Source organism: Flavobacterium marginilacus (assembly GCF_026870155.1).
GTDB lineage: Bacteria > Bacteroidota > Bacteroidia > Flavobacteriales > Flavobacteriaceae > Flavobacterium > Flavobacterium marginilacus.
On record NZ_CP113975.1, the window covers coordinates 1,267,533 to 1,279,462 of the forward strand.

Sequence of the window (11,930 nt, forward strand, 5' to 3'; positions counted from 1 at the left end):
CTCAAATTAATTAAAACTGTAATGATTTTGAAATAATTTACTGAAAATTAATGCTTTGGGGGAGGGAGCGGAGTTTGCCCGCTTTGACCATCTCCGTCAGCATTTATTTGTTGTTTACTTGTTGTTGGAGTAGTCTCCACATCATCATTGGTACAAGAAGCCATTGCCACTGCAGCAATGATATAACACGATATAAGAAATATTCTTTTCATTTTGTTGGATTTAAAAATTTGACATAGGTGTGGCTGTCCGATATTGAAATCGAATTACTGCCTAGATAGGCGAGCCATTAAAAACTCATTGTTTTTTTGCTTGCGGGAAGTGAAGTGTGCTAAAACAGTATAGTATTTTTATACTTCCCGAATAATCGTACTACGCTGTTTAGCAACACTTTTTTGAAACTAGTTTTGTACATTTGTCCGTATCGCGAAAGCGGACAAGAACTAATTCTGAAGCAAAGTAATGTTGTTTCTGCCTAATGATTTCAATGGAATTCCTGTAATTCCAGTAATTCCGATTGTTTCTAATAATTCCAATTAATTCCGATGATGCTTATGAATGAAATTACTTTTGAAGAATATAAAAAGGCTATTAAGAGTCAGTTTGAACAGAAGAAAATTGAAGGGATATATGGGAGCGGTGATATTTCTAATATTACTCCTGCCCAGTTAAGGGATTTGTGTCTGTATATTGCTCAAAGAGGTATGACCAAAGCTGATGAAGCTACATTCAGATTTTTTTTTAATGTTAATGAAAATGAAAAGTTTGAAAGAACAATTGAAAATTTTAATACTGGAAAATTAAAGTCGGTGATTTCATTTTTGAAAGAAGATAAAAAATCAGAGAATAGACCTAGAATTGAATTAGCAGCGGTTATTGTTGATTTTAATCCAAGACCTTTTAAAAGGTTTAGTCAAAACACAGGAGCTATTGAAATAGCTGATGAAAATTTTCCTGAAAATGAGTATGAAGAAGTTGATATTGTTCCAAAGAAGAACATTGAAGTTGTTACAAAAAAGGAAGGAATTATTACAGAAGCGGTACGAAGAAAAAAATAATGACTATAGTTATTGTTTTAATGTCTTTGTTTTTTACAGGATATACCGCAAAAAATATTTTTTTTCCTGCAAAACAATGCATGCAGTGGCAGGGAAGTCATTATGAAGAAGTGGATTGTTCTAATAGTCAATTAGGAATTGGTCAATGGAATAATATTGTTCCTATTGATGCAAGCACTATGAAGTTAATTAAATTGGATTCTAAAGCGGAACAGGTGTTTTTTAAAAATGGTAAGCCTGTTGTTTGGTATTCTAAAGAGCATGGTAAAATAGAACTTTTTAACCAGCCTGGGCTTCATCCTGAAACAGGAAAAACATTAAAAGAAATTACAAAGTATATTATTAAGGAGTATCACTTAAAAGAGAAGGAGTAATGTATTTGGGATTAGTTGCCTTATCACTTTTTTAGTATAAAAAAGTTCTTTTTTTTTCGGATAAATGATAAAAATCATGTTAATATCCTATGGTGAAAAGTAAATTTACAATGGAAAAATTAATATGTTTTGTGTTTGATTTTTCGTGTAAACTTATTTCTGATTCAAATTCTAATTATTTTGAAAAATCTATCTAAAGTTCTATTTTTATTGTTTCCTATTTTAATTTTTGGCCAAGGTGCCGCTAAAAAAGAAGTTAAAGAGCAAGTTCAAACTTGGGTTTCTTTAAACACAGTGACAAAATTTGCTGAGCACTGGGGAGTTGCTGCAGATGCACACATTCGTGAGAATGGCTTTTTCGAAAGTAATAATTTTTATTTTCTAAGAGGAGGTATTTCTTATATACCTAATTCTGCAGTTTCAATAACAGCAGGTTATGCGCACATGTGGCTGGCGCCAACAAAAGAAGGATGGACAACTTATGCAGATGAAAACAGAATTTATCAGCAGGCTCAATTAATTACAAAATTAGGAAATGTCAGCATTCTTCAAAGGCTGAGAAATGAGCAAAGATGGCAGGAAAAAATGATCAATGACGAGCCTTCAGGAGAAAATCGTTTTACGGACAGGGTACGATACTTAGCCAGTTTTACTATTCCGATATTCACTGATAAAAAGATGCCTTCATTGGTTTTATCCGATGAGCTGTTAATCCATTTTGGAAAGGAGGCTGTTTATAATACTTTTGACCAAAACAGGTTTTTTATTGGTATTAAACAAAATATTACTCCAAAATTAAGTTATGATTTGGGTTACATGAACGTATACCAGCAAAAATATTCAGGTTATCAGTATGATATGAACCATACTATCCGATTGTTTTTTTATCTTAACTCAGTTATAAAACACTCTGCACCCAAAGCGCCTGAGCATCATTCAGGAGATGAATAAAACTTCAAAATATAATTGAATTTAAAGAAAGTTTTCTTGTGTTTTTTTATTTATGTATTAACTTTAATGCTAATTAATAAGCAATTAATACATTATGAAAGCAACAAGAAAAGAACATGATTTTCTAGGAGAATTGGAAATTCCTGATCATTTATATTATGGTATTCAAACTTTTAGAGCTGTAGATAATTTTAATATTACTGGTATCCCAATTTCTAAAGCTCCTTTATTTATTAAAGCATTAGGATATGTTAAGAAAGCCGCTGCAATGGCTAATCTAGATTGTGGTGCTTTAGATGCTAAAGTTGTTGAAGCAATTTGTTATGCCTGTGATCAGATAATTGCCGGCAAGTTTAATCAGGAATTTGTAAGTGATTTAATTCAGGGTGGTGCTGGAACATCTGTAAATATGAATGCCAATGAAGTAATTGCTAATATTGGTTTGGAATATTTAGGTCATAAAAAAGGGGAGTATAAATATCTCCACCCAAACAATCACGTTAATTGCTCTCAATCAACTAATGATGCTTATCCTTCGGCTTTTAGAATTGCTGTTTATTTAAAAATGGAATTTTTCATCAAGGCTTTAGAAGATTTAGAAGTCTCTTTTACTGCAAAAGGAAATGAGTTTAGTAAAGTTTTAAAGATGGGGCGTACCCAATTGCAAGATGCGGTTCCAATGACTTTGGGGCAGGAATTCCATTCTTATGCAACCACTATTGGAGAAGATATTAGGCAATTACGTATTGCCCAAAGTTTAGTTTTGGAAATTAATATGGGAGCAACTGCTATTGGAACCAAAGTAAATGCTCCAGAAGGTTATCCAGAGATCTGCGTCAATTATTTAGCCAAGGAAATTGGAATTCCCTTAACCTTATCACCAGATTTGATTGAAGCGACGGTAGATACGGGAGCTTATGTGCAGATAATGGGAACCATGAAAAGAACTGCGGTCAAGATTTCTAAAATCTGCAATGATTTGAGATTATTGAGTTCAGGGCCTAGAACCGGATTAAATGAAATTAATCTGCCTCCGCGTCAGCCAGGTTCATCAATTATGCCAGGAAAAGTTAATCCAGTTATTCCTGAGGTTGTCAATCAAACTTGTTTTTATGTGATTGGTCAGGACTTAACAGTGACTATGGCAGCCGAAGCTGGACAATTGCAATTAAATGTGATGGAGCCAGTAATTGCTTTTGCAATGTTTACATCCTTGGATTATTTGACTAAAGCTATCCAGACTTTAATCGAGAAGTGTATTAATGGTATAACTGCAAATGAGCAGCATTGTTATAATATGGTAATGAACAGCATTGGGATTGTTACCCAGCTCAATCCTATTTTGGGATACGAAGAAAGTGCCAGTATAGCAGGGGAGGCGCTTAAAACTGGGAAAAGCGTACATCAAATTGCAGTCATCGAGCGCAAATTAATAACTCAGGATAAATGGGATGAAATTTATTCATTGGATAATTTAATAAATCCTAAATTCATTACTTCATAGTATATATGAACTTTATTTGATAAAAAGAGGCTGTCCAAAAAGTAAGGACAGCCTTTTTTTTGCTGTTTTTAATCTAAAATAGTATCTTAGAGTTGCACAAAAAACGAGCAATGGCTAAAGTAATATTTAAATCGCAATCGATCAATACACCGGAACTTTTTCCGATAAATATTTTTGATAAAATTTCAGAAAACCATCCTGTCCGCTTAGTGGATAAGATTGTCAATTCATTGGATATAAGTCATATACTTAAAATATATAAAGGAGGAGGCACCTCGGCCTATCATCCCAGAATGATGCTTAAGGTTTTGTTTTACAGTTATTTAAGCAACACTTATTCCTGCCGAAAAATAGCAAAGGCACTTACTGAGAACATTCATTTTATGTTTATTTCAGGCAACTCAACTCCTGATTTTAGAACCATTAACGATTTTAGAGGAAAGATTTTAAAAGAAAACATCAAAGATTTATTTGCAGAGGTGGTCAAAATGCTTGTGGAAATGGGCTATGTCAGTCTGGATATCCAATACATTGATGGAACAAAAATAGAAGCCAAATCCAATAAATACACCTTTGTCTGGCGGGGTTCTATAGAGAAATACAAAGAAAAGCTCGAAGTAAAAATCAACAGTATCTTATCCGACATTGAAAACAGTATTTTATCAGATAATCAAGAAGTCAACAAGGAAGAATTACCAAAAAAAATAAACTCGGAAGAGCTGAAAGAAAAATTATCAGAACTCAATAAAAAACTCAAAGAGCCCAACAAGAAGATAACCAAAGAGCTTGAAAAGCTTCAGGAAGAGCACCTGCCAAAGCTTGAAAAATACGAAAAAGATTTAGTGATTTTAGGCAATAGAAACTCCTACAGTAAGACAGATCCTGACGCTACCTTTATGAGAATGAAGGAAGACCATATGAAAAACGGACAGTTAAAACCTGCATACAATCCTCAGATTTCTACTGAAAATCAATTCATTACCAACGTAACCATTCATCAGACACCTAACGACACTACGACTTTAAAATCCCATTTGGAGGAATTTGAAAAAATGTATCAAAAACAAAGCAAAACAGTTGTAGCCGATGCTGGTTATGGAAGCGAAGAAAACTACGAAATGCTTGAAAATAAAGACATAACGGACCTATGTAAAGTATAATTATTTTCACAAAGAACAGAAGAAAAAAATGAAGGACAATCCGTTTCTTGTCCAGAATTTGTTCTACAATATACAGCAGGATTTTTATGTGTGTCCAATGGGACAAAGAATGGAAAACATTGGCAGTGGAAAACGGACATCGGCCAACGGATACGAATCACAAGTATCTTATTATCAAGCAAAAAGATGTGATGGATGTCCACTTAGAAGTTTGTGCCATAAAGCCAAAGGAAACAGAACAATAGAAGTAAACCACCGCCTGAACCAATTAAGGGCTCAGGCCAAAGAGCTGCTCATGAGCGAAAAAGGACTCGAACACCGAAGCAAACGCCCAATAGAAGTTGAAGCAGTATTCGGACAGCTAAAAAACAACAATAAATTCAGCCGGTTTACTTTCACAAGCATCGAAAAAGTGGAAATGGAATTTCTATTGATGGCTATCGGGCATAATTTCAGAAAAATGATAGCAAAGAACAATGATGCGTCGAAAACTCATCTAAAAATCTCCTTCAGAGTTCTAAATAGAGCTATAAAAGTCGAAATTCACTTTTTAAATACTGTAACAGAATATTTTTTCATTAATCAACCAACCCAAAATCGATTCCTGAAATTTGCAGCATAAAAAAAGCTGTCCTTTTCGGACAGCCTCTTCTGAATAAGTAAGTAATTCTAAATTGAGTTTATATAACGTTTATTTTACTTTATTAAGTACTGCTTTGAAAGCTTCAGGGTGATTCATCGCTAAATCAGCAAGAACTTTACGGTTCAATTCGATTCCGTTAGCTTTTACTTTACCCATGAATTGAGAATAAGACATTCCTTCCAATCTAGCTCCAGCGTTGATACGCTGAATCCATAATGCACGGAAATTTCTTTTATTCGCTTTTCTGTCGCGGTATGCGTAGCACATTGCTTTTTCTACCGCGTTTTTAGCAACTGTCCAAACGTTTTTACGTCTGCCAAAGAAACCTTTGGCTTGCTTCATTATTTTTTTTCTTCTTGCTCTTTTAGCAACTGAATTTACCGATCTTGGCATAATTTTATTGTTTTTTTGTAGCAGGCGTCCTGAATTTAATCAAAGGAACTTATAGCCATACTCCAAGGTTATTAAATTTGTTTTAACCTAAAGAAATCTTAGTGATTAGAAAACAGTGATTAGTGACTAGCTTAGAGCTAATTACTAAGGACTAATTACTAATATTAGATAATTCTTAATTGTTGTTTGATGCTTTTCATATCTGTAGAGTGAACTAGCGCTGAGTGAGTCAAAGCTAATTTACGTTTTTTAGATTTTTTAGTCAAGATGTGACTTTTAAAAGCATGCTTTCTTTTAATCTTACCAGAGCCAGTAACTTTGAAACGTTTTTTGGCGCTAGATTTTGTTTTCATTTTAGGCATTTTTTCCTAGTGTTTTAATTTATTATTACTTACTTATTTTTTAAGTGAAAAGCCATTAGGCAATAGTTATTAGTTGTAAAACTTTTAGCTAGTGCCTTTTGCCTAATTACTATTTTTTCTTCTTAGGAGCGATGAACATAATCATTCTTTTTCCTTCAAGAACTGGCATCGCTTCAACTTTTCCGTATTCTTCCAAGTCTGTAGCTAATCTTAATAATAAGATTTGTCCTTGGTCTTTATAGATGATAGAACGTCCTTTAAAGAAAACAAAAGCTTTTAATTTGGATCCTTCTTTCAAGAATTTCTCAGCATTTTTTCTTTTAAATTCGTAATCGTGCTCATCTGTCTGAGGACCAAAACGGATTTCTTTTACTACAATTTGAGTAGACTTTGCTTTAAGTTCTTTTTCGCGTCTCTTCTGTTCGTAAAGGAACTTTTTATAGTCCATTATTTTACATACAGGCGGTTCTGCATTAGGAGAAATTTCAACCAGATCCAATTCAAGCTGGTCGGCTAATTTTAAAGCTTCAGAAGTTTTGTAAACACCTGTTTCTATATTTTCTCCTACAAGACGTACTTCTGGCACACGAATAAGATTATTTATTCTGTGAGCATCTTTCTTTTCTACTCGAGGTTGGTAACCTCTATTGCTTCTTATTGCTATGGCTTTATAATTTTTAAGTTAAACTGTAAATACTTTTAATGTTTTCTTTATTTCTTCGTCAACAATAGCAGTAAATTCTTCTATTGTTGCGCTGATATTTCCTTTTCCTTCCTGACCTTTGCGACGAATAGAAATGGTTCCGTTTTTCTCTTCTTCTTCACCAACAATCAGCATAAATGGGATTTTTTGAATCTCCGCATCTCTGATTTTCTTTCCAATTGTCTCGTTTCTGTTGTCAATTAGGGCGCGAATTTCGTTATTTTCTAGCAGATTTAAAACTTTTTTAGCATAATTTTCATATTTCTCGCTCAAAGACAGGATAATTACCTGCTCCGGCATTAACCAAAGAGGGAAATTTCCTGCAGTATGTTCTAGTAAAATTGCTATGAAACGCTCCATAGATCCAAAAGGTGCTCTATGGATCATTACCGGTCTATGTAATTCATTGTCAGATCCTTTGTAGGTCAATTCAAAACGCTCTGGTAAATTATAATCCACCTGAATTGTTCCTAACTGCCATTGTCTGCCCAAAGCATCTTTTACCATGAAATCAAGCTTAGGGCCATAGAAAGCCGCCTCGCCGTATTCAACTACAGTGTTAAGTCCTTTGTCAGCTGCTGCATTAATGATTGCGTTTTCAGCCTTTTCCCAATTTTCATCTGAACCAATGTATTTATCTCTGTTTTCTTGGTCCCTCAATGAAATCTGAGCTGTAAAGTTTTCAAATCCTAACGAACCAAATACATAAAGTACTAAGTCAATTACTTTTTTAAACTCTTCATCCAATTGTTCTGGAGTACAGAAAATATGCGCATCATCCTGAGTAAACCCGCGTACACGAGTTAAACCGTGTAATTCACCGCTTTGTTCGTATCTGTAAACAGTCCCGAATTCAGCATAACGCTTTGGTAAATCTTTGTATGACCAAGGTCTTACATTGTAAATTTCACAATGGTGAGGGCAGTTCATTGGTTTCAATAAAAATTCTTCACCTTCCGCAGGAGTATTGATTGGCTGAAAACTGTCTGCTCCGTATTTAGCGTAATGTCCAGAAGTTACATAGAGCTCTTTTTGTCCAATATGTGGTGTAACAACCTGCTCGTAACCTGCTTTTTTCTGAGCTTTTTTCAAAAACTGCTCAAGACGGTCTCTCAAAGCAGCTCCTTTTGGCAGCCATAACGGCAAACCTTGTCCCACTTTTTGTGAAAAAGCAAATAATTCCAGCTCTTTTCCTAGTTTTCTATGGTCGCGGCGTTTTGCTTCTTCAAGTAATTCTAGATATTCAGTTAAATCTTTTTGTTTTGGAAATGAAGTACCGTAAACGCGTGTCAGCTGTTTGTTTTTCTCGTCACCTCTCCAGTATGCGCCGGCTATACTCATTATTTTCATCGCTTTGATGATTCCGGTATTTGGAATATGGCCTCCGCGGCATAAGTCAGTAAAAGTATCGTGGTCACAAAAAGTGATAGTTCCGTCTTCAAGATTAGTGATCAGCTCAGTTTTGTAAACATTGTCTTTGTACATTTCCAAAGCTTCTGCTTTTGTAACAGGACGCATTTTGAATTCGTGTTTTCCTCTTGAAATTTCAAGAACACGGTCTTCAATTTTCTTAAAATCAGCTTCAGTGATTTTTTGATCACCAAAATCAACGTCGTAATAAAAACCATTTGCAATAGCAGGTCCAAGAGTCAATTGTATTCCAGGATACATCTCTTCAAGTACTTGTGCCATAACGTGCGAAGTTGAATGCCAAAAAGCTTTCTTGCCATCGGCATCATTCCAAGTATATAATATAAGACTGCCGTCGGTCGTCAGTGGAGTAGATGTTTCAATAGTTGTACCATTAAAAGAAGCTGAAATCACATTTCTGGCAAATCCTTCACTGATGCTTTTTGCAACATCCATCGGAGTTACTCCAGGAGCAAACTCTCTAACTGACCCATCGGGCAAAGTAATCTTAATCATTGTTTTTTATATTTTAAGATTGCAAATATAAAGTATTAACAAAACACATACAATAGGTGTATAAGGTTTGTTGCATATAAGTATAAAATCAAATTGAGTGGAATGACAAAAGATTATTTCAGATAATTAGGAGCTTCATTCTGCTATTCGCTACAATCTTGTGGTCCGAACCTCGGTTCACAAGGATTTCCGCTTCATGAGGGCTCTTCGGTATTTCATAAGAGAGATCTGCTCTTATATATATTTATAGGATAATTAGAAAAGAGACCAATAATAAGTTTGAGGCGGATTTTCCGTTTTTGGAGCGACGCCCGCAGGGCGGAGTAAGTTCCTTGGTTCTGAATAATCGCTAAAGAAATCCTTAGAATCCCTTTAAAACTGGCAAACCCCGCCCAGATTGCGTTCTGTAATTCAAAAATTCTCAAAACCTGTGATTCTAATCCTAAGGTTACCAGTGTATTAAAAAATAAACAAAAAATAATCACGAAAAGGCATTGTTTAAACGGAAAAACTGTCTACTTTTGCACCCGCAACAGCGACAGCGTTCCTTAAAGTACTGACAGGTTAAAGAGATCAAAACGGAAAACATTTTCGAAAAAAAGATTTAAAAAGCTTGCAGGATTTAAAAAAGTGAGTTACTTTTGCACCCCGCAAAACGCGTAACGTTCCTTGATAGACTGAGTAAGAGATGAGAAGAAAGAGAGATAAAATTTTTCAAAAAAAACTTCAAAATAATCTTGCTGGTTAAAAAAGAATTGTTACTTTTGCACCCGCTAATCGCAATAACGATAAGTGAGAAAATAAAGAAGAACACGTTCCTAGACATATTGAATTGACAGCCGTTTTGGTAGAGGCGTTGCACTGCAACGACTAGATCAGAACAAATAAAATAAGAGTAATAGAATCGTTAAGATTTGAATAAAGACCAATAGAGACTGAGTCGAATAATAAATAAGTCGCAAGACTAAATAATATACGATGAAGAGTTTGATCCTGGCTCAGGATGAACGCTAGCGGCAGGCTTAACACATGCAAGTCGAGGGGTATATTTCTTCGGAGATAGAGACCGGCGCACGGGTGCGTAACGCGTATGCAATCTGCCTTTCACAGAGGGATAGCCCAGAGAAATTTGGATTAATACCTCATAGTATAATGAGCTGGCATCAGCCCATTATTAAAGTTCCAACGGTGAAAGATGAGCATGCGTCCCATTAGCTTGTTGGTAAGGTAACGGCTTACCAAGGCTACGATGGGTAGGGGTCCTGAGAGGGAGATCCCCCACACTGGTACTGAGACACGGACCAGACTCCTACGGGAGGCAGCAGTGAGGAATATTGGACAATGGGCGCAAGCCTGATCCAGCCATGCCGCGTGCAGGATGACGGTCCTATGGATTGTAAACTGCTTTTGTACGAGAAGAAACACTCCTACGTGTAGGAGCTTGACGGTATCGTAAGAATAAGGATCGGCTAACTCCGTGCCAGCAGCCGCGGTAATACGGAGGATCCAAGCGTTATCCGGAATCATTGGGTTTAAAGGGTCCGTAGGCGGTTTGGTAAGTCAGTGGTGAAAGCCCATCGCTCAACGGTGGAACGGCCATTGATACTGCCAGACTTGAATTACTGGGAAGTAACTAGAATATGTAGTGTAGCGGTGAAATGCTTAGAGATTACATGGAATACCAATTGCGAAGGCAGGTTACTACCAGTGGATTGACGCTGATGGACGAAAGCGTGGGTAGCGAACAGGATTAGATACCCTGGTAGTCCACGCCGTAAACGATGGATACTAGCTGTTGGGGGCAACTTCAGTGGCTAAGCGAAAGTGATAAGTATCCCACCTGGGGAGTACGGGCGCAAGCCTGAAACTCAAAGGAATTGACGGGGGCCCGCACAAGCGGTGGAGCATGTGGTTTAATTCGATGATACGCGAGGAACCTTACCAAGGCTTAAATGTAGACTGACCGGTTTGGAAACAGACCTTTCGTAAGACAGTTTACAAGGTGCTGCATGGTTGTCGTCAGCTCGTGCCGTGAGGTGTCAGGTTAAGTCCTATAACGAGCGCAACCCCTGTTGTTAGTTGCCATCGAGTCATGTCGGGAACTCTAACGAGACTGCCAGTGCAAACTGTGAGGAAGGTGGGGATGACGTCAAATCATCACGGCCCTTACGCCTTGGGCTACACACGTGCTACAATGGCCGGTACAGAGAGCAGCCACTTCGTGAGGAGGAGCGAATCTATAAAACCGGTCACAGTTCGGATCGGAGTCTGCAACTCGACTCCGTGAAGCTGGAATCGCTAGTAATCGGATATCAGCCATGATCCGGTGAATACGTTCCCGGGCCTTGTACACACCGCCCGTCAAGCCATGGAAGCTGGGGGTGCCTGAAGTCGGTGACCGCAAGGAGCTGCCTAGGGTAAAACTGGTAACTAGGGCTAAGTCGTAACAAGGTAGCCGTACCGGAAGGTGCGGCTGGAACACCTCCTTTCTAGAGCTTTGGTGTTAGCCAAGTGCACGCCAAAGAAAGAAGACGAAGAGACTTTTGGTTTCAAATATGAAGATTATATTACTCTTGCTGTTAATTTAAAAAAAAAGAATAAAAATTAAGTAAAAACAGAGTCTCGTAGCTCAGCTGGTTAGAGTACTACACTGATAATGTAGGGGTCGGCAGTTCGAGTCTGCCCGGGACTACTATTTAACTTAAAAGAAGGAAATTTTAGAAGTTGAGTTATCAACAATCCGCTGAAAGCTGACGGCTGATAACTGAAAGCTAAAAAAATGGGGGATTAGCTCAGCTGGCTAGAGCGCCTGCCTTGCACGCAGGAGGTCAACGGTTCGACTCCGTTATTCTCCAC

At 36.9% G+C, this 11,930-nt stretch carries 9 protein-coding genes, 2 tRNA genes, 1 rRNA gene and 1 pseudogene; 8 read left to right on the forward strand and 5 right to left on the reverse strand.

All coding sequences use genetic code 11. The annotated features are described in order from the left end of the window. Positions 1-47 precede the first annotated feature (47 nt). Positions 48-212, reverse strand: coding sequence for a hypothetical protein (locus OZP07_RS05585; protein WP_194643078.1), 165 nt, complete (start codon positions 210-212; stop codon positions 48-50). Positions 213-554: 342 nt separating this feature from the next. Here OZP07_RS05585 and OZP07_RS05590 point away from each other — a divergent pair, with 342 nt between their 5' ends. From OZP07_RS05590 to OZP07_RS05610, 5 genes and pseudogenes are all read left to right on the forward strand, one after another. Next, a complete protein-coding gene (locus OZP07_RS05590) occupies positions 555-1,058 on the forward strand; it encodes a hypothetical protein (protein WP_281637595.1) in 504 nt (167 codons plus the stop codon). Next, complete coding sequence (locus tag OZP07_RS05595; RefSeq protein ID WP_281637596.1) at positions 1,058-1,432, forward strand: hypothetical protein; 375 nt, start codon at positions 1,058-1,060, stop codon at positions 1,430-1,432. The genes OZP07_RS05590 and OZP07_RS05595 overlap by 1 nt, the downstream gene beginning before the upstream one ends. 180 nt (positions 1,433-1,612) lie before the next feature. Next, positions 1,613-2,383, forward strand: a complete 771-nt coding sequence (locus OZP07_RS05600) for a DUF2490 domain-containing protein (protein WP_194643074.1) — start codon at positions 1,613-1,615, stop codon at positions 2,381-2,383. Between the two features lie 94 nt (positions 2,384-2,477). Beyond that, a complete protein-coding gene (gene aspA, locus OZP07_RS05605; RefSeq protein WP_194643072.1) occupies positions 2,478-3,887 on the forward strand; it encodes an aspartate ammonia-lyase in 1,410 nt (469 codons plus the stop codon). A 110-nt stretch (positions 3,888-3,997) separates the two neighbouring features. Beyond that, positions 3,998-5,669 (forward strand): annotated as a pseudogene (locus OZP07_RS05610) (IS1182 family transposase). Positions 5,670-5,738: 69 nt separating this feature from the next. On the opposite strand, the gene rplT reads toward OZP07_RS05610, so the two are convergent. The 4 genes from rplT to thrS all read right to left on the reverse strand — a co-directional run bounded on the left by rplT (position 5,739) and on the right by thrS (position 9,074). After that, a complete protein-coding gene (gene rplT / locus OZP07_RS05615; RefSeq protein ID WP_194643070.1) occupies positions 5,739-6,083 on the reverse strand; it encodes a 50S ribosomal protein L20 in 345 nt (114 codons plus the stop codon). 164 nt (positions 6,084-6,247) lie between these two features. Then, positions 6,248-6,445: a 50S ribosomal protein L35 gene (gene rpmI / locus OZP07_RS05620; protein ID WP_007810722.1), complete on the reverse strand. Its 198-nt coding sequence runs from the start codon at positions 6,443-6,445 to the stop codon at positions 6,248-6,250. 109 nt (positions 6,446-6,554) lie between these two features. Continuing rightward, positions 6,555-7,049 carry a translation initiation factor IF-3 gene (gene infC, locus OZP07_RS05625; protein WP_281638452.1) on the reverse strand — a complete coding sequence of 165 codons (495 nt, stop codon included), beginning with the start codon at positions 7,047-7,049 and terminating at the stop codon, positions 6,555-6,557. Between the two features lie 78 nt (positions 7,050-7,127). Continuing rightward, positions 7,128-9,074 carry a threonine--tRNA ligase gene (gene thrS, locus OZP07_RS05630; protein ID WP_281637597.1) on the reverse strand — a complete coding sequence of 649 codons (1,947 nt, stop codon included), beginning with the start codon at positions 9,072-9,074 and terminating at the stop codon, positions 7,128-7,130. A 975-nt stretch (positions 9,075-10,049) separates the two neighbouring features. On the opposite strand from thrS, the gene OZP07_RS05635 reads away from it, so the two are divergent. The 3 genes from OZP07_RS05635 to OZP07_RS05645 all read left to right on the forward strand — a co-directional run bounded on the left by OZP07_RS05635 (position 10,050) and on the right by OZP07_RS05645 (position 11,929). After that, positions 10,050-11,563, forward strand: a 16S ribosomal RNA gene (locus OZP07_RS05635). Between the two features lie 129 nt (positions 11,564-11,692). Then, a tRNA-Ile gene (locus OZP07_RS05640) sits at positions 11,693-11,766 on the forward strand. Between the two features lie 89 nt (positions 11,767-11,855). Next, positions 11,856-11,929: transfer RNA gene (locus tag OZP07_RS05645), tRNA-Ala, on the forward strand. Position 11,930 lies beyond the last annotated feature (1 nt).